Below are 26,317 nucleotides of genomic sequence, written 5' to 3'. Positions count from 1 at the left end.
CCGCCGTTTCATGCCCGTACGACGACCAACCGCTCCACGGCCGGCGCATAGAGATCGACGAGATGCTCGATCTCGGCCTTCTCCGTGGCCCCGGTGTCGCGGTGCAGACTCATCGCGGCACCGAGCCCCAGCAGCAGCCCCACGATCAGCTCGGCCCGCAACTCCCGTTCGTCCCCGTCGAGTTGGGTCACGAGCCGGGCGGTGACCTGCTCGCGGAAGCGCTCCTTCAGCACGGAGCGTTCGTCCTGGTTGCCGAGCGAGAAGACGACGCGCAGCAGCAGGTCGATGCCGTGTTCTCGGCGGGTGCGCACCAGAGTCCGCACCATGTGCCGTCCGAGCTCGTCCAGCGGCGCGTCGAAGAGCTCATCGGCGGCGGGCCCGAAATCGGTCACCGTGTCGAAGAGCTGCTCCTTCGTACCGAAGCGCTTCACGATCAGCGAGGCGCTGACCCCCGCGTCGGCGGCGATGCCCCGCATGGTCACCTCGGCGTACGGCCGCAGGGTGAAGGCCCGGCGGGCGGCGCGCAGAATCGCGTCGCGCCCCGTTCCGGCAGCCGCCTCGGCGTCAGCGGTCATGCACCCTCCTGGGCCAGCGCTTTGGGTCCTCGTGCTCCGACCGTACCCGTGACGGGTGCGGTCCTGCCCGGCGTGACCAGGGCCACGACGAGCGCGGCGAGGGCGGCGCCCCCGGCGATGAGGAACACCAGGAGGTACGCGTGGAGGGTGGGCGCGGTCCGCCCGCCGACCTGGAAGGTGACATTGGCGAGTACGGCGGCGACGACGGCGCTGCAGAAGGCCTGCCCGACGGACCGCATCAGGGTGTTGAGGCCGTTGGCGGCCCCGGTCTCACTGGCCGGTACGGCGCGGAGGATCAGGGAGGGAAGCGCCGAATACGCGAGGGCGGTCCCCGACGACACCACGGTCGCGCCCACGATGATCATCAACAGGCTGTGGCTGGTGAAGAACCGCAGTACGTACCCGAGGACCATCACCACGGCGGCGACCGCCAGGGTCACCTTGGGCCCGCGGGCGACGGAGAGCCGCGCCGAGAGCGGCGAGAGCGCGACCATCGTGATGCCGCCGGGCAGCAGGCAGAGGCCGCTGACCACGATGGAGGCCCCGAGCCCGTAGCCGGTGTCCTTGGGCTCCTGCACCATCTGGCCGGTGACGAGGGAGTTGGCGTAGAAAGCGAACCCGATGAGAAGCGCGGCCACATTGGCACCGAGCACGGCGGGCCTGGCCGAGACCCGCAGATCGACCATGGGCGAGGAGACCCGCATCTCGTAGAAGCCCCACACGACCCCGATCACGACGGCGGCGGCGAACAGCCCGACGACCCGCGCGGACCCCCATCCCCACTCACCGCCCTGCGTGACGGCGAGCAGCAGCGCGACCAGCGCCGCGCTGAGCCCGAGCGCTCCCAGCACGTCGAACTTCCCGCGCGCCCGCAGCGGCGACTCCGGTACGAAGACCAGCACCAGGATCACGTCGAGCAGCCCGAGCCCGGCGGAGGCCCAGAACATGGTGTGCCAGTCGGAGTGCTCGATGACCAGCGCGGCGATCGGCAGCCCAACAGCCGCCCCGATCCCCAGAGTTGAGCTCATCAGCGCGACGGACGACAGGACACGAGCGGGCGGGAGTTCGTCGCGCATGATGCTGATGCCGAGCGGTACGACGGCGAGTGCGGCGCCCTGGAAAGCGCGGCCCGTGATCAGCACCCCGATGTCCGAGCTGATGGCACAGAGCACGGACCCGACGACGAGCACCCCAAGGGCCGCAACCAGCACACGCCGCTTCCCGTACATGTCGCCGACGCGCCCCAGCACGGGCGTGCACACGGCCCCGGTGAGCAGGGTCACGGTGACGAGCCAGCTCGCGGCGGAGGGGGTGGCTCCGGTGAGGGCCGGGATATGCGGCAGCAACGGCACGACGAGGGTCTGCATCACAGCAACAACAACCCCGCAGAAGGCGAGAACGCCCACCATCGCACGGGGGTGCGGCGCCTCGGCGGCCTCGTCTGCGGGCTCGGGTATCGCGGGTGGCATGGCTCTCCGGGGGGTCTCTGGCTGCGCACGACAGGGGGTGCACAGACGTTCACCCCCAGGGTAAACGCTTGTGCACCCCTGCCATCACCCCCTAGACGGCGGCCGGAAGCCCGTACCGCACACCGGTCAGCTCCTCGGACAGCCCCCAGAGCCGCCGCCCGGTCGCGGGATCGGCGGCGGCGTCGGACGGGCTCACCCGCTTGGGGGCGCCGCGCAGTTCGCCCATGCCGCCGGGCCCGATGAACTCCCCGCCTTCCGCGGACGGGTCGGTCGCCGCGTACAACTGCGGCAGCGCCCCCTGCTCCGCGGACTGGGCGAGCGGGATGAGGAGCCGCCCGAACAGCAGCTTCACGAGACCGCGCGGCCCGCTCGTCTGCAGACCGGTGGCGGCGTACCCCGGGTGGGCGAGCAGACTGCGCACCGGGCTGCCGGCCGCGGTGAGCCGCCGGTGGAGCTCCAGGCCGAAGACCGCGTTGGCGAGCTTGGACTGGTTGTAGAACTTCATGGGCGCGTACGAGGCTTCCCCGGAGAGGTCGTCGAAAAAGATCCGCCCCTGCCGGTGATTGGTCGAACTCACCGTCACGACACGGGGGTTGTCACCTTCGGCCAGCATCCCGAGCAGCAGCCCGGTGAGGGCGAAGTGCCCCAGATGATTCGTGGCGAACTGCAGCTCGTGCCCCTGCGGGCTGAGCGTGCGGGGCGGGGCCATGACCCCGGCGTTGTTGATCAGCACGTCCAGGTGCGGATGGTCGGAGCGGAGCTGCGCGGCAAAATCCCGCACGGAGCCCAGATCCGCGAGATCAAGCGCCCGCACCTCAAGCAGCTCACCCGGCACCCCTGCAGCGGTGATCGCATCGGCCGCCCGCCGCCCTTTCGCCTCGTCCCGTACGGCAAGGATCACGCGCCCGCCCCGGAGGGAGAGGGCCCGCGCGGTGGCGAGGCCGAGCCCGCTGCCGGCTCCGGTGACGACGAACACGCGCCCGGTCTGGTCCGGTATCTGTGATGTCATACGACACACGCTGCCCCTCATGACACTCGGTGTCAAGCAGGAACCCAGGTGCCACAGACGGCATGCCGGTACGATGTGGGAGTGACCGCGCACCCCGAGACGCCCGCAACCACGCCCATGACCATGGCCGAACGCAAACGCCGCCTCGTCTCCGACGAACTGACCGAGGCGGCGCTGCAGTTGCTGGCCCTGAAGGGCTTCGACGGGGTCACCGTCGACGAGATCGTGAACGCCGCCGGTGTCTCCAAGCGGACATTCTTCCGCTACTTCGCGTCCAAGGAGGACGTGGTCGTCCAGTTCCTGGCCGACATGGGCGTCGGCATGCGTACGGAACTGACGGCCCGCCCCGCCGCCGAGCGCCCCTCAGAGGCGCTGCTGCACACGGTCAGGGTCCCGGTCGCCGCCTGCGCGGGCCACTCCGAGCGGATGCTGCGGGTGGTCCAGCTCATCCTGCGCACCCCCGCACTGCGCGCCCGCTTCCTGGAACGCCAGGCCCAGTGGCGCGACGACCTGGCCACGGAACTGACCGCCCGCCTGTCCCTGGACCCCACGAGTCTCTACCCCCAACTGGCAGCAGGGGCAGCCCTGACGGCGTTCGACGCGGTGCTGCAACGCTGGAGCAACAGCGATGCGAAGGAGGACCCCATGGCCCTCCTGACCGAAGCCTTCACACTCCTGGCCCCGTCACTGGACGGCATCACCGCCCACTGACGTCCATCCGCCACCGCACTTCCCCGTCCTGCGACTCCGAGGTCGGCACGAGCCCAACTGCCTTGGCGACAGCACCCGACGCCAGGTTCTCCGGATCGATGTGCGCGACGATCTCCCGCACCCCGTCCTCCAGAACCAGCGACCGCACCAACTCCCCCGCAGCCTCGGCGGCGATCCCCCGCCGCCGCCAGGGCTCCCCGACAACCCAGGCGACCTCAGCGGTCCCGCCCCCCAGAGTGGCCTGCACAAACCCCACGAGCTGCCCCTCCCCCCGCAACCGAATCACCCAGTTCGACCAGGTCACCCCGGGCTCGGGCGACCCGTGGATCTGCCGCAGGTAACGAGCCCGCAGCGCCTCCACCGGCAGCTCCGGGTCGTCCAGCACCGCAGCCATCTCCTCGGCGAACTTCAGCTTCAGCGGCAGCAGTTCGAGCCTCTCGGTGTCCAGGTGGTACGGCGCGCCCGCATCCGTCATGTCGTACTCGTCGACATCCAGTTCCGCCCCGGTCGCCGCGAGGAAGTCCAGTACGTCCCGCTCCAGGTGCCAGCCGAAGATGTTGGCCCCGGACGCGGCGTGCTCCTCGTCGTCGTTGAAGTAGCGCACGACCTGCAGCACGGCAGACACGGACTCCCCCAGCTCCGCGATCCGCCCCGCGTACGGCGCCAGCCGCTCCACCACCCGGTCGATCTGCTGGTCGACGGTCAGAGCGGGCTCGCGGCAGACCACCTTCCACCGGTGGTGGCCCGTCTGCCGCGACACCCGCGTCTCATCGGGCTCGACGCCCACGAACGCCGTGATCTCGGCGGCCGTGATGCTGTCGCTGATCAACGCGAAATAGACGTACTGGCGAAGTGACATCCGGCGAGAATACGCACGGAACCAGGGGATGACAGAACCCTTTTCCGGTGCATGTATGGAAGGCATGACAAGCCCAGCGAGCCCCGCGCTCGCCCCCCTCACCAAGCAGTACGCCGTCCTCCTCACCACCCACAAGCGCGACGGCACCAGCGTCGGGACCCCCGTCTCCATCGCCGTCGACGGGGATCACGCCTACATCCGTACCTACGCCAAATCCGGCAAGGCCAAGCGGATGCGGAACTTCCCCGAGGTGGAGATCGCGCCCTCCACCCTCCGTGGCTCACCCACCGGGCCCGCCTTCAAGGCGCAGGTGCGGCTGCTCGACGCGGGCAGTGACGAGTGCAAGCGCGCCGCCCGCCTCCTCCGGCGCAAGCACCCCGTCATGCACGGCATCGGCGTGCCGATCGCGCACCGCATCCAGCGCGACAAAACCCTCCACTACGAGGTGCGGGCCCTCGGCGAGTAACGAGTGAGCTCCGCTACGGGTAGTCGGAGAAGTACAGCAGCGTCACGATCAGCAGCAGGCCCAGCAGCGCCGGCCAGTACAGGAGCTTCGGGAGGCGGTTGCCCGCCCACTCCACCGGGCGGACCTCGCGGCGTGCCGTCAGCAGGACCGCGTTGACGGAGACGCCCAGGATCACCGCGTACATGACGTACGCGAAGCACTCCAGATAGGTGAGCATCCCGCCGCCCGTGGCGCTGCGCACCTGCGTCTGGTCGACCACGATCACCAGCAGCGTCGACATCGTGAAGGTGATCGCGCCCCACGTCGAGAAGCCGAACGCCGAGCGGCGGTCGTCGTCCGCCTTCGTGTAGAGGAAGAGCGCCAGGAAGGAGATCACCGCGACGATCAGAGACCGGATCAGGCTGTCGATCATCGGGCCGACCCAGGCGCGCTTCGTCCCGATGTTGAAGTAGAGGTCGGACCACACGCCCGGGTTGGCGTACGCCGCCGCGTTGGAGCCCAGCGTGGAGGTGTGCGCGTGCTGCACATAGCTCCAGGTGGAGAAGTACGGCCGCCAGTCCGCGTGCACCAGGTCCGGGCTGATCCCGTACATCTTGCTGTCCCGCCAGGGCGGGTACGAGCTGAAGTCCGGCACCAGCGACGTCTGCTGCGTGTTGTCCTTCGTCCAGAGCTGCAGCCAGACGTTCTGCCGGTCCAGGGGGTAGTGCCGGTAGTCGAAGGACTGGCGCAGCTTGGCCTGGAAGTACCAGCCGACCGTCTCCGAACCGTCGCCGTGCTTGTACGTGTACGCGTCCGTGAGGCTGTAGGAGTTCTCCGCCTCCGGGAAGATCACCCCGCGCGCGGCCGCCGGCACATCGGCGGTGAAGCGCTGCCAGACGTACCCGGATACATCAACCTCGTTGGCCCCGCCGAACTTCATCTGCTGGACCATCACCCCGGTGGGAATGCGCCGCTTCCCGTCCGAGTGATGGGTGTCCTGATACGCCCCCGCCGCCTCCGCCGACCCGACCCGCTGCCCCTCGATCGGCTCGGCCCCGTTGTCGGAGCTGACCATCGCCCAGGTGACACCGACCCCGGCCGCCAGGACCACCGACGCCAGCACTGACGCCGCCACCGTGCGGTGGTGGGTGAGGGTGAAGGGGCGGACGATCGCGAAGCCCGCCGTGATGAGGACGGCGGCCGCGGTGATGACCACCGCCCACCAGCGGTGGAGCGTCCCCGGCTGGGTGTCGGCCGCGTACCAGAACAGTGCCAGCACCAGGCAGACGGCAGAGACGGCGAGTACCGCCAGATTGATGCGCTCGAGTCGGCGCTGCGTTTCCCTCTCCACCCGTCAAGGCAATCCCGCCCCCGGGCGGTCTGCCACCCGGGCGCCGCCGACTCAGTTACGCCGGAACATCCGCCGCAGCCCCAGGAAGCCGAGCAGCACGGCGACCAGGACCCCCACCCCGAGCACGGTCGTCGAGTTCCCCTTGCCGTCGCCGCCGCTCGCCGACGACGAACTCCCGTCCTTGGACGGCTCCTTGGACCCGTTTCCCGGATCCTTCGGATGGTCCACCCCCACCCGTACGACGTCGCTGTCCGCCCCCTCCGAGCCGAACATCAGCGCCGATCCGTCCGCCGTGTACGTCACCGACTCGGCCTGTCCCTGCCACGGCGCGTCCACGTCGTGCTTCTCGCCCAGGCCGCCGTCGCCACCGTGCGCGGCCGGCTTCCAGTCGTACTCCGCCGCGCTGAAGTAGCCGCGCAGCGCGAGATACGACCCGTCCGGCGAGAACGCGCCGTCGGTCACCCACCCCACGTCGTCGATGCGGCGGAAGACGTTCGTGCCGGAGGAGGAGAGCTTCGCGGGGCCGATGTAGAGCCCGCCCCCGTCCTCCTTCTTCGACGCGATGTAGACCCGCCCCGTCTTGGGCTGCACCATCATCGCCTCCGCGTTGCGCGGCCCGTCGGCGTACTTCACGACGTACTGCGTGGCCTGGACGGTCTCGTCCTTCAGCTGCTTCGGCTCGGGGAAGCGGTAGATCCACACATGATCCCAAGTCCCGTCGAGGTTGTCCCCGATGTCCCCGACATAGATGTCCCCGTCAGGCCCGATCGAGATCGCCTCGACGTCGCGCGGAGCGCCCACGCCCTTCATCGTGACGGTGGCGACCGTCTGACCGGTCTTCGAGTCGACGGCGTAGATGTACGGGCCGTCGTCGCTGTCGTTGTGCGTCCAGTAGATCCCCGGGTGCTGCCGGCTCGCCGCCAGACCGCTGGACTCCTTGATCCGCGAGTCCTTGATCGTGAAGCCGCCGTCGTCGGCAGAGCCGCTCCCCGCCCCACCCACGACGAGCGCCACGGCGCTGCCCGCAACCGCCCAACCCCGCCACCGCTGATACGCACGCATGCCCCCCAGCCTGCCAGGGTGTCCGGCCTCACACGCAGCCGCCTCTGAAGATCGTCCATGATGAGCGGATGCTCAGGTTCATGTGTGTAGGCGACTCGATGACCATAGGGAGCGCCGGCGAACACACCTGGCGTTACCGCCTGTGGCAGCACCTGCACACCACGCTCCCCACCCCCTCCACCCTGGTCGGCCCGCGCACGGCCCTCCACGAGGACGCGACGTCGTACGCCGCCCCGGACTTCCCCCGGTCCCACCTGGCCGGCTGGGGCGAGGGCTGGCTGCACATGGCGCCGGTGATCGGCGAGACGGTGCGGACGACCCGGGCGGACGTGCTCCTCGTCTCCCTCGGCCTGATCGACCTCGGCTTCTACACCGACAGCGACCAGACCGCCGCCAACGCCCGCCTCTTCCTCACCGAGGCCCGCGCGGCGAACCCGCACGTCCGCGCCGTGATCCTCCCGGTGATCCCGAACATCCGCGCCGAGACGGACGCCCCCTTCGCCGCCGAGGTCGCCCGCTTCAACATGCTCCTCGCCAAGCTGGTCGCCGACCTGGACAGCCCCGCGTCCCCGCTCCTCCTGGCCTCGCACCCGCCCTCGTACGACATCCACCAGGACACCTACGACGGCACCCACCCCAACGCCTCGGGCGAGCACAGACTCGCGGCCGCCTTCGCCGACGCGCTGCACCAGGCGTGGGAGGTGGGCGGCCCGTACAACCTCCTGCCCCAGCCCGAAGGGGCTTGATTAGAGCGCGCTTCAAGGCGTTGGCTTGGACCTCATGAAGTACACACAGCTGGGACGCACCGGACTCAAGGTCAGCCGACTCGTCCTCGGGACGATGAACTTCGGTCCGCTGACCGACGAGGCCGACAGCCACGCCATCATGGACTCCGCGCTCGCCGCAGGGGTCAACTACTTCGACACCGCCAACGTCTACGGCTGGGGCGAGGACAAGGGCCGCACCGAGGAGATCATCGGCAGCTGGTTCGCGCAGGGCGGCGAGCGCCGCGACAAGACGGTCCTGGCCACCAAGGTGTACGGGAACATGGCCGCCGACGGCGACGCCTGGCCCAACCACGACAAGCTCTCCGCGGTGAACATCCGCCGCGCCGTCGAGGCCTCCCTCAAGCGCCTGCAGACGGACTACATCGACATCTACCAGTTCCACCACATCGACCGCTCGACGCCGTTCGACGAGATCTGGCAGGCGATCGACGTCCTGATCCAGCAGGGCAAGATCCTCTACGCGGGCTCGTCGAACTTCCCCGGGTACAAGATCGCCCAGGCGAACGAGGCGGCCGCCCGCCGCGGCAGCGTCGGCCTGGTCAGCGAGCAGTGCCTCTACAACCTCGCGGAGCGCCGCGCGGAGATGGAGGTCATCCCGGCCGCGCAGGAGTACGGCCTCGGGGTCATCCCGTGGTCGCCGCTGCAGGGCGGACTGCTCGGCGGCGTGATCAAGAAGGAGACCGCGGGCGGACGCCGGGCGTCGGGCCGCGCGGCGGAAACCCTCGCCGACCCGGTCAAGCGCGCGCAGATCCAGGCGTACGAGGACCTCCTGGAGAAGCACGGCATCGAGCCCGGCGAGGCCGCCCTGGCCTGGCTGCTGACCCGTCCCGGGGTCACGGGCCCGATCGTCGGCCCGCGTACGCAGGAGCAGCTCGACTCCGCCCTGCGCGCGGTCGAGCTGGAGCTGTCGGAGGACGTCCTGTCCGCCCTGGACGAGATCTTCCCGGGCCCGGGCCCGTCCCCCGAGGCCTTCGCCTGGTAGCAGCGCTGCGGGCGGCCGCCGTCGGGGTCAGTTTCCGACGGCGGCCGCCACGGCGACGACGACGAACATCAGCACGAGCACACCGGCCATGATCCGGTTCCTGGTTTTGGGGTCCACACCGTCGAGCCTAACCGGCTCGCCCGAGCGGCCATGCCCCGACCGTCTTGTACCGGGGCTGCTCACCGCTCCGTACGAGCGCGAGTTCCGCCACGGTCCAGGGCGCGGACGCGAACCCGGCCAGGGCGTCCGCGTACGGCCGGAGGGCGGTGCCGCCCGGGCTGCGGGCGAGGGTGAGATGGGGGACGTACGGGTGCTCCTTCTCGACGGCCACCCCCGCCGCGCGGGCCGCCGCCCGCACCCCCTTCGCGAGCTGCTCCAGCGCCTCCACCTCCCCGGCCGCACCCGCCCACAGCGCCCGGTCGCCGAAGTGGCCGCCCCCGGAGACCGCCAGGCGGAAGGGGTCGTGGTCGCGTGCGGTCTCCCCGAGCCGCTCCTCCAGGCCGGGGATCAGATACGCCTCGACCTCGCCCAGGAAGGCGAGCGTGAAGTGCCAGCCCGCGCGCTCGGTCCAGCGCAGATCCGTCGCATCCGCCAGGGGCTCCAACTGGTCCACGGCCGCGCCGAGTTCGCGTACGGCTGGGTCAGGAGGGAGTACTGCGGCGAAGAGTCTCATGTGACTAGTCTCTCCGCATGGAGATCAGGAGGGGCGGGGCCGACGACATCCCCGCGATACTTGCCATGCTGGACGGCGCGATCGAGTGGCTGGTCGCCGAGGGGCGGACCGGCCAGTGGGGCACCAAGCCCTGGTCGTCGCTGCCGAAGGCCGTCGAGAAGGTGCACCGTTACGTCGCCGAGGGCGCACCCTGGATCGCCGAGATCGACGGCGTCCCCGCGGGCACGCTGACCCTGACCGAGGGGCCTGGCCCGGAGATCGCCCCCGCCGGCGAACCCGAGCGCTACGTCCATCTGCTCGTCATCGACCGGCGGTTCGCGGGCCGGGGCGTCGGCAGCGAACTGCTGAAGCACGCCGCCGACGAGACCCGCCGCGCGGGCGTCTCCCTGCTGCGGGTGGACTGCTACGCGGGCAGCGAGGGCCGCCTGGTCGACTACTACGTCCGCAACGGCTTCTCCCCGACCGAGACGTTCTCGGCCGGGGAGTGGCAGGGCCAGGTGCTGGCCCAGAGGGTCTAGCGCAAACGACTACGCGGCCGTGGCCAGCTGCTCCCGCGGTACGAACGCGAGGTGCTGCCGGCCCTTCCGCAGGTCCACCTTGAGCCGCAGATTCGCCGCACGCGCCAGCATCAGCCCGACGCCGACCGCGGCCACCGCGCAGATGATGCCGCCGAGCGCGAAGCTGACCCGGACCCCGTAGGTGTCGGTGAGCCAGCCGAAGAGCGGGCCGCCCAGCGGCGTACCGCCGGTGAAGACCATCATGAACAGGGCCATCACCCGGCCCCGCATCTCGGGGTCGGTGCCCATCTGGATCGTCGAGTTGGCGGTGACGTTGACCGTCAGGCCGAGGATCCCGATCGGGACGAGCAGCAGGACGAACAGCCACAGAGTCGGCGCCATCGACGCCGCCACCTGCAGCACACCGAAGGCGATCGCGGCCCCGGCGAGCACGCGCAGCCGCGACGTTCCGCGACGGGCGGCCAGCAGGGCTCCGACCAGGGAGCCGATCGCCATCAGCGTGTTGAAGAAGCCGTACATCCCCGAGCCGCCATGGAACGTGTCGTTGGCGAAGGCGGAGAGCCAGATCGGGAAGTTGAAGCCGAAGGTGCCGATGAAGCCGACCAGGACGATCGGCCAGATCAGTTCGGGGTGCTTGGAGACGTAGTTGAGGCCCTCGCGCAGTTGCCCCTTGCCGCGCGCCCTGCGCGGTGCGGGGTGGAACTCGGAGGTGCGCATCAGCATCAGGCCGGTGAGCGGGGCGATGAAGGAGAGTCCGTTGGCGAGGAAGGCCCAGCCGGGTCCGACGGCGGCCGTCATGACACCCGCGACGGCGGGGCCGATGAGGCGGGCGGACTGGAAGTTCGCCGAGTTCAGCGAGACCGCGTTGCGGATCTGGTCGGGGCCGACCATCTCGGAGACGAAGGACTGGCGGGAGGGGTTGTCGACGACGGTGACGAGTCCGGTGAAGAAGGCCGTGGCGTACACGTGCCAGACCTCGACGTTGCCGGAGAGGGTCATCACGGCGAGGAAGAGGCCGCCGAGGCCCATCGCGCTCTGGGTGGTGAGGAGCAGCTTCCGCTTGGGGAAGCGGTCCGCGATCACGCCGCCGTAGAGGCCGAAGAGAAGCATCGGGAGGAACTGCATCGCGGTCGTGATGCCGACCGCTGCGGACGAGCCCGTCAGCGACAGGACCAGCCAGTCCTGGGTGATGCGGGCCATCCAGGTACCGGTGTTGGAGACCACGGCACCGGTCGCGAAGAGGCGGTAGTTACGGATCTTCAGCGAGCTGAACATGGAGCTCTTGGCGGGGGTGTCTGTCGGTGCGGGTGCGGAGTCTGCTCCGGGTCCCGTACTCAATCTTGGTCGCCTCCATGGCGGTTGGCAGAGTTACAGATGGGCGAGCTTCTCCAGTACGGGGGCGGCGGCGAACAGCTTCGACCACTCGTCCTCGTCCAGGCCGTCGGCGAGCTCGGCCAGCCAGGCGTTCCGCTTGCGGCGGCTCTCGACGAGCATCGCCTCGGCCGCTTCGGTCTGGCTGACCACCTTCTGGCGGCGGTCGTCGGGGTGCGGCTCCAGCCTGACCAGGCCCTTGGCCTCGAGCAGCGCCACGATGCGGGTCATCGACGGCGGCTGGACGTGTTCCTTGCGGGCCAGCTCGCCCGGGGTGGCGCTGCCGCAGCGCGCGAGGGTGCCGAGCACCGACATTTCGGTAGGACTCAGCGACTCGTCGACGCGCTGGTGCTTCAGGCGCCGGCTCAGCCGCATGACGGCGGAGCGCAGGGAGTCCACGGCGGCGGCTTTGTCGCCGGGCGTAAGGTCAGGCATAGTCGTTAGAGTAACTCATTACCCTAACTAAAGACCACTCTGAAACCGTATAGCTGGTCACGTCACTCAAATGAGTGAGTCCGAAGCGGAAAGTCACACAACGGGCGCCCCCGCCCCGCGACCCTGTTCTGCATGGGATCGGAAGTGCTCAGCCTGCGGATAGACGGTGAGCTCCTCGACCGCCTCAAGGGGCATGCCACCAAACGCGGAATGAGCGTCCAGGACTATGTGGTCCGGACGCTCATTCGCGACGACTTCGACGAGCGGTTCAAGACCGCGGTCGACGAGACAGAGAAGTTCTACGGCCTGGCGTGACCTACGTGAGGTTCAGCGCCGGCATCAGGTAGTAGAAGGCGAAGACCGCCGCCACCAGATACATCGCCACCGGAACGGTGCGACCGCGTCCCACCACGAGGCGCAGTACGCAGAAGGCGATGAAGCCCATGCCGATGCCGTTCGTGATCGAGTACGTGAACGGCATCAGCACCATCGTCAGGAACGCCGGCATCGCGATGGTCCAGTCGCTCCAGTCGATCTCCTTGATGGAGCCCGACAGGATCAGGAAGCCCACCGCGACCAGCGCCGGGGTGGCCGCCTGTGCGGGGACCATCGTGGCGAGCGGCGTGAGGAACAGCGCGACGGCGAAGAGACCGCCGGTGATGATGTTGGCGAATCCCGTACGGGCGCCCTCACCGACACCGGCGGTGGACTCCACGAAGCAGGTGTTGGCCGAGGCCGAGCCGATGCCGCCCGCGGCGACGGCGATGCCGTCGACGAAGAGCACCTTGTTGACGCCCGGCAGGTTGCCGTCCTTGTCCAGCAGCTTGGCCTCGTCGCTGACACCGAGGATGGTGCCCATCGCGTCGAAGAAGCTCGACAGCAGCACGGTGAAGACGAAGAGGATGCCGGTCAGTACGCCGACCTTGGAGAAGCCGCCGAACAGGCTGACCTGGCCGAGCAGTCCGAAGTCCGGGGTCGCGACCGGGTTGCCGGGCCACTCGGGGACGGTGAGGCCCCAGTTGAGGGCCGGGATGTCGGCGATCGCGTTGATGATCAGCGCGAGGACGGTCATCGAGACGATGGCGATCAGGATCGCGCCCGGCACCTTGCGCACCAGCAGGGCGAGGGTGAGGAGCACCCCGATGATGAAGATCAGGACCGGCCAGCCGTTGAGGTGACCGTCGGAGCCCAGCTGCAGCGGGACCGTGGTGTGCGCGGCGTCCGGGATGCGGGAGACGAAGCCCGAGTCGACCAGGCCGATCAGCATGATGAAGAGGCCGATGCCGATCGCGATGCCCTTGCGCAGTCCGAGCGGCACGGCGTTCATGACACGCTCTCGCAGACCCGTGGCGACCAGGAGCATCACGACGAGGCCCGCGAGGACGACCATGCCCATCGCGTCCGGCCAGCTCATCCGCGGGGCGAGCTGGAGGGCGACGACGGAGTTGACGCCGAGGCCGGCGGCGAGCGCGATCGGGACGTTGCCGATGACGCCCATGAGGAGCGTGGTGAAGGCCGCCATCAGCACGGTGGCGGTGACCAGCTGCCCGTGGTCGAGCTGGTGGCCGTACATGTCCTTCGCGCTGCCCAGGATGATCGGGTTCAGCACGACGATGTAGGCCATCGCGAAGAAGGTGGCGAGCCCGCCCCGGATCTCACGGGCGACGGTCGAACCGCGCTCGCTGATCTTGAAGTAGCGGTCGAGGGCGTTCTTCGGCTGCTCGCCCGGGGAGGGCGGCTGCTTGGCGTCGACCGAAGCCGTGGCCGAGGGGGACATGCGCAAGACCTCAGTTGTCATAGGGCGATAGGAATGGGCCCGATTTGGACGTTCAAACGAACGGAACCAGCCATTCACGAGCCGTTTCAGTATGAATACATAAGGGGAAGATCGCTATCTCCGCGCGTAGACCCTTGGGCCACCTGGGCCGACGGCGCTTATGTACGGCCCGCCTACACTGAGCGCATGGCGAAGTGGACTGCAACGCATGAGGCACCGGAGCCCCTGGAGGGGCCCGTCGTTGCCACCGTCACCGGCGGCACGATCCTCTGGTTCGTCCTCTTCCTCGTCCAGATCCCGTTCTACGGCTGGTTCGACGACCACGGAAAGCTCTGGTGGGTCTGGACCTGCCTGGCCGGCGGCGGCCTCGGCCTCATCGGCATCTGGTACGTACGCGGCCGCGACGCCGCCCTCAAGCGGCACGCGGCGGAGAAGGCGGCCGCCGACGTACTGCCTGCGGACGATTCGGGTCCTGCTCAGGTCTGAGCTTGCCGCTCCTCGACAGGTGAAGGGTCCCTTCCGCGCTTAACGTCGGATCCATGACCCATGGGCCAGACATCGACGCCGGGGCCGAGCTCGATCCGGTACACCCCGTCGCACCGCCGGAGCACGAACACGCGTCGGGCCGGGCGCAGGGGCTGAGCACCGCCGAGGTCGCGGAGCATGTCGCACGGGGCGAGGTCAACGACGTCCCCGTGCGCTCCAGCCGGTCCCTGTCCGAGATCGTCCGCGCCAACGTCTTCACCCGCTTCAACGCCATCATCGGCGTGCTCTGGGTGATCATGCTCTTCGTCGCGCCGATCCAGGACGGCCTGTTCGGCTTCGTCATCATCGCCAACACCGGCATCGGCATCATCCAGGAGCTGCGCGCCAAGAAGACCCTGGACTCCCTCGCCGTGGTCGGCGAGGCGAAGCCGACGGTACGGCGCGACGGGCGGTCCGCGGAGATCTCCACCTCCGAGATCGTCCTCGGCGACCTCATCGAACTGGGGCCCGGCGACAAGGTGGTGGTCGACGGCGAGACCGTCGAGGCCGACGGCCTGGAGGTCGACGAGTCGCTGCTGACAGGCGAGGCCGACCCGGTGCACAAGAAGCCCGGCGACCCCATGATGTCGGGCAGCTTCGTGGTCGCGGGCGGCGGCGCGTTCACGGCGACGAAGGTCGGGCGCGAGGCGTACGCGGCCCAATTGGCCGAGGAGGCAAGCCGGTTCACGCTGGTCCACTCCGAGCTGCGTACCGGTATCTCCACGATCCTCAAGTACGTGACGTGGATGATGATCCCCACCGCGATCGGGCTCATCATCAGCCAGCTCGTCCACGACAAGCACAACTTCAAGGACTCCATCGCGCGCACGGTCGGCGGCATCGTCCCGATGATCCCCGAGGGGCTCGTCCTCCTCACCTCGGTGGCCTTCGCGATCGGCGTCATCCGCCTCGGCCGCAAGCAGTGCCTCGTCCAGGAGCTGCCCGCGATCGAGGGGCTGGCCCGGGTCGACATCGTCTGCCTCGACAAGACCGGCACCCTCACCGAGGGCGGCATGGACGTCACCGAGGTGCGGATGCTGGGCGGCGCGGACGAGGGTTACGTACGGAAGGTCCTCGGCGCCCTCGGCGAGTCCGACCCGCGGCCCAACGCCAGCCTCCAGGCCATCATCGACGCCTACCCCGACGCGGAGGAGTGGCGCTGCACGGAGTCGCTGCCGTTCTCCTCGGCCCGCAAGTACAGCGGGGCCGCGTTCAGCGAGGGCAACGGCGAGAACTCGACCTGGCTCCTCGGCGCACCCGACGTCCTGCTGCCGCCCGCGGACGCGGCGCTGGAAGCGGTCGACGAGCTCAACCGGCAGGGGCTGCGGGTGCTGCTGCTCGCGCGGGCCGTCGTGGAACTGGACGACGCGCAGCCGGCCGCCGGTGCCGTCCCGACCGCCCTGGTCGTCCTGGAGCAGCGGCTGCGGCCCGACGCGGCCGACACGCTCGCCTACTTCGCCGAACAGAACGTCCAGGCGAAGGTCATCTCCGGCGACAACGCGGTGTCGGTCGGCGCGGTGGCCGCCAAGCTCGGCCTGCCGGGCGCCGAGAACACCATCGACGCACGCCAACTGCCCACCGACCGGGACGAGATGGCGAAGGTCCTGGAGGCCAACTCGGTCTTCGGGCGCGTCACCCCGCAGCAGAAGCGCGACATGGTCGCCGCCATGCAGTCCAAAGGCCACAACGTCGCGATGACCGGCGACGGCGTGAACGACGTCCTGGCCCTGAAGGACGCCGACATCGGCGTCTCCATGGGCTCGGGCTCGGAGGCGACCCGGGCGGTCGCCCAGATCGTGCTCCTCAACAACAGCTTCGCGACGCTTCCGTCGGTGGTCGCCGAGGGCCGCAGGGTCATCGGGAACATCACCCGGGTCGCGACGCTCTTCCTCGTCAAGACCGTCTACTCGGTGCTGCTCGCGGTCCTGGTGGTCTGCTTCCAGGTCGACTACCCGTTCCTGCCACGGCACTTGACGCTGCTGTCGACCCTGACGATCGGCGTCCCGGCCTTCTTCCTGGCGCTCGCCCCCAACAAGGAACGCGCGAAACCGCACTTCGTGCACCGGGTCATGAAGTACTCGATCCCGGGCGGCGTCATCGCGGCGGTCGCCACGTTCGTCACGTACATGTGGGCGCGCCACGTCTACACGGGACCCGGCTCCCTGGACGCCGAGACGAGCGCGGCGACGCTGACGCTCTTCCTGGTCTCGATGTGGGTGCTGGTGATCATCGCCCGCCCGTACACCTGGTGGCGCATCTGCCTGGTCCTGGCGATGGGCGCGGGGTTCCTGCTGGTGCTGACCGTTCCGTGGCTGCAGGACTTCTTCGCGCTGAAGCTGGTGGGCGTCACCATGCCGTGGACGGCGGTCGCGATCGCGGCGGTCGCGTCGGTGGGACTCGAGTTCGCGTGGCGGTGGGTCGGCCGGCGCTTCCCTGACTGACCGCCCGGCTGGGGTCAGCGCACCGGGAAGCCGAAGACGTACCCCTGCTGCTTGAGCTCGGGGAGGATCCGGCGCAGCGCCTCGACGGTCTGGGAGCGCTCGCCGCCCGCGTCGTGGAAGAGGATCGTGGGCCCCTCGTGGAGCTCGCGCTCGACGGTCGCGACGATGGCGTCCGCACCGGGCCGCTCGAAGTCCTTGGTGTCCACGTTCCAGCCCAGCGGGCGCATCCCGTGGGAAGCGGCGAGCTTGCGGCTGTACGGGGTGAAGGCGCCGCCCGGGGCCCGGTAGTACATCGGCCGCACGCCACCGGACGCCTCGATGATCATGCGCTCGGCGTCGAGTATCTGCTGCGACTGGTACGCCTCGGACTTCTTGTCCATGGAGGTGTCGTGCGACACGGTGTGGTCGCAGAGCCGGTGCCCGGCGGCGACGACCTTCTTCACGAGGTCGGGGTGGGCCTGGGCCTGCGTCCCCACCATGCAGAACGTGGCCTTCACCCCGTACTCCCGCAGCAGGTCGAGCACTTGGGGCGTCCAGTTGGGGTCGGGGCCGTCGTCGATGGTGATGTTGACGCCGCGCGCCCCCGCGTCGGAGGCGTGGGCGATGGTGATCCCGACGGGCTTCACCTTCTGGGCGACAGGGGCGGCCGCCTTCGGCGCGGCGGTGCCGGCCTGCGCGGTCCACGCGGAGGCGCCGACGGCGAGCAGGGTCACCCCGAGTGCCGCGCCTATCAGCTTGCTGTTCCAGCCCCGCCCACCGTGCCGCGCCATGTCCGCCCCGTTTCCCGCTGTACCCCACCGATGCCGATCACCATGTGACCACTGGGCGGGGCGGGACGAAAAGACCAGGGAGAGGACCGTTACGGATCACGGACAGTTCCGGGAGAGTTCGCGGACAACCCGTGCGAGAAACGAACGGGCCCGCCCCCGCTTGATACGGGGACGGGCTCCGAAGGTGGTGCGAAGGCGTGTGACTACTTCACGTCGACGAAGTCGCCCAGGATGGTGACTTCCTGGGTCGTGGACGTACCGGCGAAGCTCCAGCGCCAGTAGCCGTCGACCGTGGCGTTGACCGAGGTCTTCAGACGGCCGGTGGCGTCCGTCTTCAGGGTCTTGACCGTGGTGTAGGTCTTCGAGGTCGCCGCACGGAACTGCAGCTTCACCGGCTGGCCGGTGTAGCCGTGGTACGCCAGGTCGTCCCAGTTGGCGCGCGCCAGGCGGCCGGTGACGGTGACGGGCTTGCCCTTCACGACCGGCTCGGGACCTGCGTTGGCCTCGTCGATCTTCGCGCCGCGCTGGACCAGCTGGGTCTTGTACGCGGTCTTGATCGAGATGCTGTTGTCGTTGCCGGCGGCGCCGACGTAGACCTTCCAGCTGCCCGCGAGGATGTTGCTGTAGATGTTGTCCTTCGGGTCCGCGACCATGCTGATCTTGCAGTTGGAGGTCGTGCTGTTGACCTTCTTGCAGGACGCCTTGTCGGCGGTCGGCGTGATGGCGCCGTTGATGCCGTTCTCCGCCGTGAACGAGCTGCCGTGCCACAGGAACGCCATGGCACTGTAGATGCCCTTGTTGTCCTTGGCGGTGAAGGAGATCGTCACGGTCTTCGCGACCGCGGTGCCGACGACGATGTTCTTGCCGCCGTTGACGACGACGTTGGAGATCTTCGTGTCGCCGACCTGCTTGTCACCGGACGAGGCGGCGAGGGTCGAGATCTGGTGACCCGGGGTCTGCAGCGACGGGACCTTGATGCCCGACGGAGTGCTGCCGGCTGCCTGGGCGGCCGGTACGACGAGAGAAGCGAGTGCCAGGGCGCCGGTCGTGGCGGCCAGGGCGGTGCGCATGCGCATGTATGTCCCCATTTTGTGTGGTCCCGCCGGGAATTCCCCCGCGGCGGGTTGTGCAGTACGTCCGGGCGCTCGTTGTCAGCGGACGTCGACGTAGTCGCCTGCGGTGGTGACCGCGGGCGTCGTCGACGTGCCGGTGAAGACATAGCGCCAGTAGCCGTCCTGGACCGCCTTCGTGGTGGTCTTGAGGCTGCCGTAGACGTTCGTCTTGATGGTCTTGACGGTGGTGTAGGTGCTGCTGTTCTTCTTGCGGAACTGCAGCTTCACCGGCTGGGAGGCGTAGCCGTGGTAGTGGAAGTCGTCCCAGTTCGCACGCGAGAGCTTGCCGGTGACGGTGATGGTCTTGCCCTTCTTCACCGGCTCCGGGGCTGCGTTGACCGTCAGGCTCGATGCGCGCTGAACGCGCTGCGTCTGGTAGACGGACTTCTGGTAGAAGCCGGTGTTTCCGATGGCGGCCGCAGCGACCTTCCAGGTACCGGCGACATTGCTCGACCAGTACGCGGTCTTCGGGTTGATCGAGATGGTCTGGGTGCAGGTCGACGTGGTGGCGTTCACCGCGACGCAGTGGGCGTAGTCCGCGCCCGGGACTTCGTCCGCGCTGAGGAAACCGTCGTTGTTGTTCTCGCTGCCGTGCCAGAGGAAGACATCGGCGTCGGCAACACCCTTCGGGTCGGTGGCCGTGATGACGACCTTGACCTTCACCGTCGCGGAGACGCCGACGACGATGTCCTTGCCTCCGTTGACGACGACCTTGGTGACCTTCGTCGGTTCGTTGACCGTGTCGGCTTGTGCAGCCGACGGGAGAGCAAGAGCGGAAAGAGCCAGGGCGCCGGTAAGGGCAGCCACCGTGGCACGTATACGCATGTTCAGTCCCCAGGAGAGTTCTGCGGAACCAGAGAAATCCGGTGGTTCCGCAGAACAGACCTGTGACGGAAGTGAATGGTTGTACGTGCGGTGAAGAAAATGTGACGACTTTTTTCGGCCGTCAGTCGAACCATCGGTCGCGCGCCAGTTCCTCCGTACGGGACGGGTCCTCGAGCAGCGCCGCCACCTCGAACCGGCGCGGCCACTGCCCCGCCGACCAGGCCAGACCCGCCGCCACACCCTCCAGCGTCGCGGCGTGCAGCACCCCGTCGCGGGTGCGGTGCCAGTCCAGCTCCGTCTCGCCCGCGAAGAGCTCCTCGTGCTCGACGTACGTCGCCGGGGTGGCCGCACCGAGCAGGATCCGCACCGAGGCCGGGACCTCGCGCTCCTCGCCCTCCGTGGTCACCTCCGCCTCGACGCTCTCGCTGAGCCTGCGGACCTGGAAGAGCTCGGCCAGGTCGGCGGCGCGGGACGGTGCGACGGGCAGGAGCGGGACGCCATCGGCGAGCGGGAGGAGGTCGGGGGCGTCCGCGACCGCCGCGTCGGCGGCGTCCACGATGACCGTACGGCCGCCGTCGGTGATCGCGCGCAGCTCGTCGGGGAGGGTGACCTGCTCGGGGTCGAGGTCGGCCAACGCGCTGTAGAGGGCGTGCAGTTGGGGCGCCGTGACGTCCCGGTCGGGGTCCGCGAGACGGGCCAGGAGTTCCGCCGCGCCGCCGGGCTCGTCGAGGAGGGCGGCCACGGAGGTCCGTACGCCCAGGGCCTTCAGCACCTGCTCGTCCTCGAAGCCGGTCGCGTCCGCCTCGTCGTACAGGCCGGCGAGCAGCGGGTCGCCGCCGCGCGCCCGCATCCCGGCGGGGCGGCGGCCGTCGAGGACCGGGTGGTCGCGCAGCCACCAGGCGGTGTACGAGCGCACGGAGGTGGTCGTGCCGTCGGGCAGCAGGACGCGGACGGGCTGGGTGAGCGCGTCGCGCAGCGGCGGCTGGGCGAGGAGGGCGAGGGCCTGGGGCCAGGCGTCGTCGTCGACCAGGTCGAGGTCGCGTACGGCGACGAGCTCGGTGGCGACCGGCGGCACAGGGGTCTCGGGCAGCTGGTCGAGGAGGTCCTCGCACCAGACGTCCACCGCGTCGAGGAGGCCCGCGTCGTCCGGTTCGGCGAAGTCGCCGTCGCGCGGGTCGAGTTCGTCCGGGTCGAGGACGACATCGGTGGCGCGTACGAGGGCGAAGGTGGCCAGGACACCGCAGGCGGTCAGCGGCTGCTCGCCCCAGCGGTCGGCCAACTCCTGGTCGCAGGCGGCCAGTTCACCTTCGCGCATGATCTGCGCGAAGGGGCTCCCGGGCAGCACCAGCTCACCGGCGGGGGCGAGTTCGCCGTCCTCGTCGGGCAGGGCGAGGGCGGCCAGCCAGGGCTCGTCGCCGGGGGCGAGGTCGGCATCGCGTACGAGCGCGAGGACGGTCTGCGCCAACTCCTCGGCGTCCGGGGCGTTTTCGTCCTCGTCCCAGATCTCCCCGGCGTCCAGCGAGCCGGCGACGGCGGCCCGCACCTGGGGCGTGGTGAGGACGGCGCGGGGCGTCGCGGGCAGGGCGCCCAGCTTTTCGAGGAGGGGGTGGGCGGCGTCGGGGTGCGCGACCTTCAGGCCGAGGCGGGCGAGCGTGGCGGGGCTGACCGGCGCGGGGCCGTCCGAGGGCTGCGGGAGCAGGACCTGGCGGGGGCCCGTGGCGGTGCGGGGGCCGCGGCGGACGGCCGGGGCGAAGTCGTCGGGGTCCACATCGGCTTCGGCGCTCGCGAGCGGGACCGGGAGGCCGCTGAGGCGGTCCGGGTCGACACCGGCGAGGCTGTCGTACAGCCGCCACCACCAGCCCGGTTCGCGCTCGATGCCCGCGACCCGGTCGATCACCTCACCCAGCGAGAGCCTGGCCACGCCGAGCGAGCGGAGCTCGGTGCGGCGCTCGAGCCCGGCGGGCAGCAGCGTCGGCAGCGCCTCGGCGAGCACCTTCACGGTCTCCGCGCCCGCGCCCTCAACGACCTCGGCCTCGATGGGCCGCAGGGCGGACGGCGCGCTGAACTCGTCCTCGGGGGCGTCGGGTTGAGACTCCTCGGGCGGGGCGGCGGGGGCCAGGAACGCGATGCGCGGGAGGCGGTCGAGTACGGCCGCACGCAGGGCGCCGTCCAGTTCGCCCTTGCCGAGCGGGCCGGGGACCAGGTCGATCGTGCCCGTCGAGACGGGCGTCCAGTCGGCGAGCAGCGTCGCGTACGCATCCGCCGCGCGCTCGACCAGGAAGTCCGTCAGCGGGCCCGGGGCCGGGTGGCGGCGGGTCGGGTCGAGGGGCAGCGAGGCGATCAACAGGGCCGGTACGCCCAGGGGTTCGTCGGTCGGCGTCGGCGCGTGGACCACGGGCGCGGTGCGGGGGCGTACGGGCGCCCCTTCGGCGTCGACGGGGACCGCCCACGTGACGGCCCAGTGCGGGCGCAGGCGCTCCTCCACGGGCCGGCCTTCCAGGAGCTTCGGCTCCAGGGGGCCGTGGGCGGCTGAGATGCGCCAACGGGTCGTGCCCGCCGAGGAGTCGGTGATGTGGGTGTACGGGCCTTCCGTGGACCGGGTCAGCGTCCGTACGCCCTCGGCCGTGTCCACGACGATCTCGCTCAGCCCCGGGAGGGTGAGCAGGAGTGCGTCGTCGATGGACGCGAGGAGGCGGGCCGCGAGGTCCTCGGCGCCGCCGTCGCGCAGCGGCATCAGGACCACGGTGTCGTAGCCGTCGGGGGCGGTGCCCTCGGCGGGCAGCGGGAGGCGGAGAAGCGGGACGTGGCCGTCGCGGCGGCGGAGTTCGTCCGCGAGGCCGGGCACGGTCTGCGCGGCCTCGGCGGCGAGCGCCTGCGCCTCGGCGAGGGACCACCGGACGGCACCGTGCCGGCCGACGACGGCCGGCTCGTCGCTGACGGCGAGCACGGCGGCGAAGCCGACGCCGAAGCGGCCGACGGCGCCCTGGGTGTCTTCGTCCGTGCGCTTGGCGGAGGCACGGAGGGTGGAGAGGGACTCCACCCCTGCGGCGTCGAGGGGAGCGCCGGTGTTGGCTGCGGCGAGGGTGCCCTGGCGGAGGGTGAGACGGAGCCGGCCCGCGACGCCGGCGCGGGCGGCGGCGTCGGCGGCGTTCTGCGCGAGCTCCACGACAAGGCGGTCGCGGTAGCCGCCGAGGGCGAGGTCCTCCTCGGAGTTGGCGTCCTCGCGGAAGCGGGCGGGGCTGGCGGACCAGGCGTCGAGGACGCCGCGTCGCAGCCGTGCCGTCCCGAAGGGGTCGACCCCGTCGTCGGTCGCAAGCGGCTTCACGATCACGGCTGGTGCTCCTCGCTGTGGGGGTGTGCGGCCCCGAAGGTACCGCGCGGTGGAGGAGCCCCTACCCGGGCGGACGACGGTTACGGGTGCGACCCCGCCCCGGGGCTCTGCCCCGGACCCCGCTCCTCAATCGCCGGAGGGGCTTGATTTCCCCGGACATATCAAGCCCGTCCGGCGATTGAGGACAAGCGGCCGAAGGTCGCTTACGGGGGCGGAGCCCCCGTGGGGTCACGAGTGACCCAGGTCCTCCGACCCCGCCGCGTCCGCCAAGTCCACCGAGCCGCCCTCAGGGTCCGGCCGAAGGGCGAACGGATCCGCCGCCGTCGAGTCCAGAACCAGCGGCGCCGGCCGCATCGGCGCCGGCATGACCGCCGCCTCGGAGTGCCCCCCGCAGCCGTACGAGAGCGAGACCACATGCCCGTCCGCCGGACCGAACTCGTTCGCGCAGACCCCGAAGGCCTGGCTCAGCGACCCCGTCAGCGGCACCATGAACGCACACGAGACGCACGTCGCCGGCGCAGCCTGCGCCATCGGCGTCTTCGCTCCGAAGGACTCGTCCCAGCGGTCCGCCGCCACATGCAGCCCGTACCGCGACAGCACCCGCGCCCGCCGCATGCCGAGCTCCTCGGCGACCGAGGCGATCGACCCGCGCAGGGGCACGTCCACCCGCTCCACGACCTCCGCGTCCTCCGCCTCGACCCGCGAGGCGAGCTCCTCGGAGACGACGGAGTTCGGCGGCGGGGCGTCCTCGCCCGAGTACCCGGGCTCCAGCCGCAGGTCCTCCGCCTCCGTCGGCAGCAGGTCCCCCGGGCCCATGTCGCCCGGCCGCAGCCGTTCGCTCCACGGCACCCATTCGGGCGCCAGCAGCGCATCGGGTCCCGGCAGCAGCACCGTCTCGTCGAGCGTGACGAATTTCGCCCGGGACGCCCGGGCCACCGTCACCGCCCAGCGCCAGCCCCGGTAGCCCATTTCCTTGCACTCGAAATAGTGCGTGACCACCCGGTCGCCCTCGGCGACGGCGGCCACATGCTCGCCGACCACCCCCGGGAAGGCAGCCTCTTCGGCCGCCTCGCGGGCAAGGTCTACCGCCTCGGCGCACAGACGGTCAGGGGTACGGCTTCTCGTCGTCGCAGCACTCACAGGTCTCGCTTCTCTCCTACGCCGTCTCACGGGTGCGCCGGACGAACATCGACTGCGAGCTGCGGGCGGAGCGGACCAGAGGGCCGCGTCGACGTCCGCGCCCGACCTGTCCGGGGCGCGCCTTTTTCCTACCCATTCTGCGGGATGCCGGAGAGGCGCGCGGCCAGAGACGACCGCCGGTGGCGCGCTACGCACGCTACCTCCTCATCAGCTCCCCGCCCACCTGCACGTCCGAATCCCGGTTCGGGTCGGTGGGGCTTGGGGCACTATGACGGGGTGGCAACCGCAAGGTCGGCCGATGAGATCGGCCCGGTTCGCAGGGCGAGCCGGGCGGTCGGACGCGCCCTGCACCTGCCCTTCACCGGTACGGCAAAAGGGATCAGAAAGGCCACGCACGCCCACGGAGCGGGCGAGTCGGGCCTCGGAAAACTGATCGAACTCCATGCGGTGAACAGCGCGGGCGACGTCATGGTGACGGTCGCCCTCGCCTCCACGGTCTTCTTCTCCGTCCCCACCGACCAGGCCCGCGGCCGCGTCGCCCTCTACCTCGCCATCACGATGGCGCCCTTCACCCTGCTCGCCCCGGTCATCGGCCCGCTCCTCGACCGGCTCCCGCACGGCCGCCGCGCCGCGATGGCCGGCGCGATGCTGGCCAGGGCGCTGCTCGCGCTGATGATGTCGGGCGCGGTGGCGACGGGCGGGCTCGAGCTCTATCCGGCCGCGCTCGGGGTGCTGGTCGCGTCCAAGGCGTACGGCGTGGTCAGGAGTGCCGTCGTCCCACGGCTTCTCCCACCCAAGTTCTCGCTGGTCAAAGCCAATTCGAGAGTGACGCTCGCCGGGCTGCTCGCGACGGCGATCGGCGCGCCGATCGGGGCTGCGCTGCAACACGTCGGACCGCCCTGGCCGCTTTATGGGGCTTTCACCGTCTTCGTCGTCGGTACGTTCCTGGCCTTCACGCTCCCCCACAAGGTCGACTCCGCGAAGGGCGAGCGCCGGGCGCAACTGGTCAAGGTAGGCGACGCGGGGGTGCAGAAGCCCGGTCTGCGCACGGTCGGTCCGTCCGTCGTCAACGGGCTGGCCGCCAACGCCTCGCTCAAGGCGCTCTCGGGATTCCTGATCTTTTTTCTCGCCTTTCTGCTCCGGGTCCATCCCCTGGCCGGGCAGAGCGCCGCCGTCTCGCTCGCCGTCGTCGGCGTCTCGGCCGGGGTCGGCAACGCGCTGGGCACGGCGGCGGGGGCTTCCCTGAAGTCGCGGGGCCCGGAGCTGATCATCGCCACGATGCTGGCCGTCGCGATGAGCGCGGCGATCATCGCCGCGGTCTTCTTCTCGCCGGTGATGGTGGCCGTCCTGGGCGCGACCGCAGGCCTCTGCCAGGCCCTCGCCAAACTGTCGCTGGACGCGATGATCCAGCGCGACGTGCCCGAGGAGGTCCGGACCTCGGCCTTCGCCCGCTCCGAGACGCTGCTCCAGGTCGCCTGGGTGCTGGGCGGTGCGATCGGAATCGCGCTGCCGCTCAACGGCGTCCTGGGCATGTCGGTGGCTGCTGCACTGGTCGCCACGGGCTTCTTCGCGACCGTACGAGGGCTCCTTGCGGCGGCGCGGCGCGGCACGCCGCACCCCCGCGTGGCGTGAGCTGGGACGACCGATAGCCTTCGCCCCATGACCGTTGCGTTCTCTTCCAAGCGCCGTCGCGCCGTCGCCGCACTCGGCGCCGTGTCCGCCGGACTCCTCGTCCTGTCCGCCTGCGACAAGCCGACGCCCCTGGCGACCGTGACGATCGGCCGCGAATCGGTGAACAGTCAGGCCTCCTGCTACAACGACGGCAAGAAGCTGGACACCGCCAAGCTCCAGAGCTGCCTGCAGGACAAGGACATCAAGACCGTCAAGGTCGACCCGGACGAGACCCTGCACCTGGGCGTCGACCCGGACATCGCGGACAAGGGCTGGACGCTCCTGGTCAACGGCCAGCCGGCGACCGAGTCCAGCAAGAAGACCTACTGGTCCACCAGCGGCCGGAACTTCTTCCAGCCGGACCAGCAGACCGGTGCGACCCCGAAGACCGCGAAGATCAGCATCGTGGCGGGCACCGGCGCCAAGGTGACCGGCCTGTGGTCGTTCGAGCTCCAGAAGGACGCCTGACCCGTACCC

The 26,317-nt window shown here is 70.1% G+C and carries 25 protein-coding genes; 10 read left to right on the top strand and 15 right to left on the bottom strand.

Annotation, left to right across the window (positions count from 1 at the left end; translation table 11 throughout):
* Nucleotides 1-8 precede the first annotated feature (8 nt).
* From OG707_RS22315 to OG707_RS22305, 3 genes are all read right to left on the bottom strand, one after another.
* Nucleotides 9-575 (bottom strand): TetR/AcrR family transcriptional regulator, encoded by a 567-nt coding sequence (locus OG707_RS22315; RefSeq protein WP_329120997.1) that lies wholly within the window; start codon nucleotides 573-575, stop codon nucleotides 9-11.
* Nucleotides 572-2,044: an MFS transporter gene (locus OG707_RS22310; RefSeq protein ID WP_329120994.1), complete on the bottom strand. Its 1,473-nt coding sequence runs from the start codon at nucleotides 2,042-2,044 to the stop codon at nucleotides 572-574. Before OG707_RS22310 ends, OG707_RS22315 begins: the two co-directional genes overlap by 4 nt.
* A gap of 91 nt (nucleotides 2,045-2,135) precedes the next feature.
* A complete protein-coding gene (locus tag OG707_RS22305) occupies nucleotides 2,136-3,053 on the bottom strand; it encodes an oxidoreductase (RefSeq protein ID WP_329120992.1) in 918 nt (305 codons plus the stop codon).
* A gap of 117 nt (nucleotides 3,054-3,170) precedes the next feature.
* Here OG707_RS22305 and OG707_RS22300 point away from each other — a divergent pair, with 117 nt between their 5' ends.
* Nucleotides 3,171-3,764, top strand: coding sequence for an acyl-CoA-like ligand-binding transcription factor (locus tag OG707_RS22300; protein ID WP_329127912.1), 594 nt, complete (start codon nucleotides 3,171-3,173; stop codon nucleotides 3,762-3,764).
* Here OG707_RS22300 and OG707_RS22295 read toward each other — a convergent pair.
* Nucleotides 3,751-4,623, bottom strand: coding sequence for a GNAT family N-acetyltransferase (locus tag OG707_RS22295; RefSeq protein WP_329120989.1), 873 nt, complete (start codon nucleotides 4,621-4,623; stop codon nucleotides 3,751-3,753). The two genes, OG707_RS22300 and OG707_RS22295, sit on opposite strands and share 14 nt — an antisense overlap.
* A gap of 64 nt (nucleotides 4,624-4,687) precedes the next feature.
* On the opposite strand from OG707_RS22295, the gene OG707_RS22290 reads away from it, so the two are divergent.
* A complete protein-coding gene (locus tag OG707_RS22290) occupies nucleotides 4,688-5,089 on the top strand; it encodes a PPOX class F420-dependent oxidoreductase (RefSeq protein WP_329120987.1) in 402 nt (133 codons plus the stop codon).
* Between the two features lie 13 nt (nucleotides 5,090-5,102).
* Here the strand turns inward: OG707_RS22290 and OG707_RS22285 are convergent, their stop codons facing one another.
* Entirely contained in the window at nucleotides 5,103-6,419 is a 1,317-nt protein-coding gene (locus OG707_RS22285; protein WP_329120985.1) for a hypothetical protein, read from the bottom strand.
* Nucleotides 6,420-6,470: 51 nt separating this feature from the next.
* Nucleotides 6,471-7,481 (bottom strand): WD40 repeat domain-containing protein, encoded by a 1,011-nt coding sequence (locus tag OG707_RS22280; protein WP_329120983.1) that lies wholly within the window; start codon nucleotides 7,479-7,481, stop codon nucleotides 6,471-6,473.
* Between the two features lie 68 nt (nucleotides 7,482-7,549).
* On the opposite strand from OG707_RS22280, the gene OG707_RS22275 reads away from it, so the two are divergent.
* Both OG707_RS22275 and OG707_RS22270 read left to right on the top strand, forming a co-directional pair.
* The gene (locus OG707_RS22275) at nucleotides 7,550-8,227 is read left to right on the top strand and encodes a GDSL-type esterase/lipase family protein (protein ID WP_329120981.1); all 678 of its coding nucleotides are present in this window, start codon (nucleotides 7,550-7,552) and stop codon (nucleotides 8,225-8,227) included.
* Between the two features lie 34 nt (nucleotides 8,228-8,261).
* Nucleotides 8,262-9,251: an aldo/keto reductase gene (locus OG707_RS22270; protein ID WP_329120979.1), complete on the top strand. Its 990-nt coding sequence runs from the start codon at nucleotides 8,262-8,264 to the stop codon at nucleotides 9,249-9,251.
* A gap of 127 nt (nucleotides 9,252-9,378) precedes the next feature.
* Here the strand turns inward: OG707_RS22270 and thpR are convergent, their stop codons facing one another.
* Nucleotides 9,379-9,924: an RNA 2',3'-cyclic phosphodiesterase gene (gene thpR, locus OG707_RS22265; protein WP_329120978.1), complete on the bottom strand. Its 546-nt coding sequence runs from the start codon at nucleotides 9,922-9,924 to the stop codon at nucleotides 9,379-9,381.
* A 17-nt stretch (nucleotides 9,925-9,941) separates the two neighbouring features.
* Here thpR and OG707_RS22260 point away from each other — a divergent pair, with 17 nt between their 5' ends.
* Entirely contained in the window at nucleotides 9,942-10,442 is a 501-nt protein-coding gene (locus OG707_RS22260) for a GNAT family N-acetyltransferase (protein ID WP_329120977.1), read from the top strand.
* Between the two features lie 9 nt (nucleotides 10,443-10,451).
* Here the strand turns inward: OG707_RS22260 and OG707_RS22255 are convergent, their stop codons facing one another.
* Together OG707_RS22255 and OG707_RS22250 are read right to left on the bottom strand one after the other, a co-directional pair.
* A complete protein-coding gene (locus OG707_RS22255) occupies nucleotides 10,452-11,780 on the bottom strand; it encodes an MFS transporter (RefSeq protein WP_329120976.1) in 1,329 nt (442 codons plus the stop codon).
* Between the two features lie 30 nt (nucleotides 11,781-11,810).
* A complete protein-coding gene (locus OG707_RS22250; protein ID WP_329120974.1) occupies nucleotides 11,811-12,248 on the bottom strand; it encodes a MarR family winged helix-turn-helix transcriptional regulator in 438 nt (145 codons plus the stop codon).
* Nucleotides 12,249-12,380: 132 nt separating this feature from the next.
* On the opposite strand from OG707_RS22250, the gene OG707_RS22245 reads away from it, so the two are divergent.
* Entirely contained in the window at nucleotides 12,381-12,563 is a 183-nt protein-coding gene (locus tag OG707_RS22245; protein ID WP_329120972.1) for a ribbon-helix-helix protein, CopG family, read from the top strand.
* 1 nt (nucleotide 12,564) lies between these two features.
* On the opposite strand, the gene OG707_RS22240 is transcribed toward OG707_RS22245, so the two are convergent.
* Nucleotides 12,565-14,025, bottom strand: a complete 1,461-nt coding sequence (locus OG707_RS22240) for an NCS2 family permease (protein WP_329120970.1) — start codon at nucleotides 14,023-14,025, stop codon at nucleotides 12,565-12,567.
* A 186-nt stretch (nucleotides 14,026-14,211) separates the two neighbouring features.
* Between OG707_RS22240 and OG707_RS22235 the strand changes: the two genes are divergently transcribed.
* A complete protein-coding gene (locus tag OG707_RS22235) occupies nucleotides 14,212-14,511 on the top strand; it encodes a DUF2530 domain-containing protein (RefSeq protein ID WP_329120968.1) in 300 nt (99 codons plus the stop codon).
* Between the two features lie 53 nt (nucleotides 14,512-14,564).
* Nucleotides 14,565-16,991: a cation-translocating P-type ATPase gene (locus OG707_RS22230; protein ID WP_329120966.1), complete on the top strand. Its 2,427-nt coding sequence runs from the start codon at nucleotides 14,565-14,567 to the stop codon at nucleotides 16,989-16,991.
* A gap of 14 nt (nucleotides 16,992-17,005) precedes the next feature.
* Here OG707_RS22230 and OG707_RS22225 read toward each other — a convergent pair whose 3' ends face one another.
* From OG707_RS22225 to OG707_RS22205, 5 genes are all read right to left on the bottom strand, one after another.
* Nucleotides 17,006-17,761: a polysaccharide deacetylase family protein gene (locus tag OG707_RS22225; protein WP_329120965.1), complete on the bottom strand. Its 756-nt coding sequence runs from the start codon at nucleotides 17,759-17,761 to the stop codon at nucleotides 17,006-17,008.
* A gap of 203 nt (nucleotides 17,762-17,964) precedes the next feature.
* Nucleotides 17,965-18,837, bottom strand: coding sequence for a DUF5707 domain-containing protein (locus tag OG707_RS22220; RefSeq protein WP_329120963.1), 873 nt, complete (start codon nucleotides 18,835-18,837; stop codon nucleotides 17,965-17,967).
* 75 nt (nucleotides 18,838-18,912) lie between these two features.
* On the bottom strand, nucleotides 18,913-19,698 hold the full coding sequence (locus tag OG707_RS22215) for a DUF5707 domain-containing protein (RefSeq protein WP_329120960.1): 786 nt from the start codon (nucleotides 19,696-19,698) through the stop codon (nucleotides 18,913-18,915).
* A gap of 121 nt (nucleotides 19,699-19,819) precedes the next feature.
* Nucleotides 19,820-23,029, bottom strand: a complete 3,210-nt coding sequence (locus OG707_RS22210; RefSeq protein WP_329120958.1) for a sacsin N-terminal ATP-binding-like domain-containing protein — start codon at nucleotides 23,027-23,029, stop codon at nucleotides 19,820-19,822.
* A gap of 228 nt (nucleotides 23,030-23,257) precedes the next feature.
* Nucleotides 23,258-24,169, bottom strand: a complete 912-nt coding sequence (locus tag OG707_RS22205) for a DUF3027 domain-containing protein (RefSeq protein ID WP_329120957.1) — start codon at nucleotides 24,167-24,169, stop codon at nucleotides 23,258-23,260.
* Nucleotides 24,170-24,445: 276 nt separating this feature from the next.
* Between OG707_RS22205 and OG707_RS22200 the strand changes: the two genes are divergently transcribed.
* Both OG707_RS22200 and OG707_RS22195 read left to right on the top strand, forming a co-directional pair.
* On the top strand, nucleotides 24,446-25,801 hold the full coding sequence (locus tag OG707_RS22200; protein WP_329120954.1) for an MFS transporter: 1,356 nt from the start codon (nucleotides 24,446-24,448) through the stop codon (nucleotides 25,799-25,801).
* Nucleotides 25,802-25,828: 27 nt separating this feature from the next.
* Nucleotides 25,829-26,308 (top strand): DUF2771 domain-containing protein, encoded by a 480-nt coding sequence (locus OG707_RS22195; protein WP_329120953.1) that lies wholly within the window; start codon nucleotides 25,829-25,831, stop codon nucleotides 26,306-26,308.
* Nucleotides 26,309-26,317: the final 9 nt, after the last annotated feature.

Origin of the sequence: Streptomyces sp. NBC_01465, assembly GCF_036227325.1 — a bacterium.
Lineage (GTDB): Bacteria > Actinomycetota > Actinomycetes > Streptomycetales > Streptomycetaceae > Streptomyces.
The sequence above is the reverse complement of the archived record's forward strand: the minus strand, read 5'-3'. Positions and strand labels throughout refer to the sequence as shown.

What these genes read in the sequence shown, in the direction of transcription:
- OG707_RS22215 (WP_329120960.1), bottom strand. Translation starts at nt 19,698, where the DNA reads ATGCGTATACGTGCCACGGTGGCTGCCCTTACCGGCGCCCTGGCTCTT.
- OG707_RS22240 (WP_329120970.1), bottom strand. Translation starts at nt 14,025, where the DNA reads ATGTCCCCCTCGGCCACGGCTTCGGTCGACGCCAAGCAGCCGCCCTCC.
- OG707_RS22250 (WP_329120974.1), bottom strand. Translation starts at nt 12,248, where the DNA reads ATGCCTGACCTTACGCCCGGCGACAAAGCCGCCGCCGTGGACTCCCTG.
- OG707_RS22225 (WP_329120965.1), bottom strand. Translation starts at nt 17,761, where the DNA reads ATGGCGCGGCACGGTGGGCGGGGCTGGAACAGCAAGCTGATAGGCGCG.
- thpR (WP_329120978.1), bottom strand. Translation starts at nt 9,924, where the DNA reads ATGAGACTCTTCGCCGCAGTACTCCCTCCTGACCCAGCCGTACGCGAA.
- OG707_RS22305 (WP_329120992.1), bottom strand. Translation starts at nt 3,053, where the DNA reads ATGACATCACAGATACCGGACCAGACCGGGCGCGTGTTCGTCGTCACC.
- OG707_RS22260 (WP_329120977.1), top strand. Translation starts at nt 9,942, where the DNA reads ATGGAGATCAGGAGGGGCGGGGCCGACGACATCCCCGCGATACTTGCC.
- OG707_RS22295 (WP_329120989.1), bottom strand. Translation starts at nt 4,623, where the DNA reads ATGTCACTTCGCCAGTACGTCTATTTCGCGTTGATCAGCGACAGCATC.
- OG707_RS22290 (WP_329120987.1), top strand. Translation starts at nt 4,688, where the DNA reads ATGACAAGCCCAGCGAGCCCCGCGCTCGCCCCCCTCACCAAGCAGTAC.
- OG707_RS22270 (WP_329120979.1), top strand. Translation starts at nt 8,262, where the DNA reads ATGAAGTACACACAGCTGGGACGCACCGGACTCAAGGTCAGCCGACTC.
- OG707_RS22230 (WP_329120966.1), top strand. Translation starts at nt 14,565, where the DNA reads ATGACCCATGGGCCAGACATCGACGCCGGGGCCGAGCTCGATCCGGTA.
- OG707_RS22310 (WP_329120994.1), bottom strand. Translation starts at nt 2,044, where the DNA reads ATGCCACCCGCGATACCCGAGCCCGCAGACGAGGCCGCCGAGGCGCCG.
- OG707_RS22195 (WP_329120953.1), top strand. Translation starts at nt 25,829, where the DNA reads ATGACCGTTGCGTTCTCTTCCAAGCGCCGTCGCGCCGTCGCCGCACTC.
- OG707_RS22300 (WP_329127912.1), top strand. Translation starts at nt 3,171, where the DNA reads ATGACCATGGCCGAACGCAAACGCCGCCTCGTCTCCGACGAACTGACC.
- OG707_RS22245 (WP_329120972.1), top strand. Translation starts at nt 12,381, where the DNA reads ATGGGATCGGAAGTGCTCAGCCTGCGGATAGACGGTGAGCTCCTCGAC.
- OG707_RS22220 (WP_329120963.1), bottom strand. Translation starts at nt 18,837, where the DNA reads ATGCGCATGCGCACCGCCCTGGCCGCCACGACCGGCGCCCTGGCACTC.
- OG707_RS22315 (WP_329120997.1), bottom strand. Translation starts at nt 575, where the DNA reads ATGACCGCTGACGCCGAGGCGGCTGCCGGAACGGGGCGCGACGCGATT.
- OG707_RS22275 (WP_329120981.1), top strand. Translation starts at nt 7,550, where the DNA reads ATGCTCAGGTTCATGTGTGTAGGCGACTCGATGACCATAGGGAGCGCC.
- OG707_RS22235 (WP_329120968.1), top strand. Translation starts at nt 14,212, where the DNA reads ATGGCGAAGTGGACTGCAACGCATGAGGCACCGGAGCCCCTGGAGGGG.
- OG707_RS22280 (WP_329120983.1), bottom strand. Translation starts at nt 7,481, where the DNA reads ATGCGTGCGTATCAGCGGTGGCGGGGTTGGGCGGTTGCGGGCAGCGCC.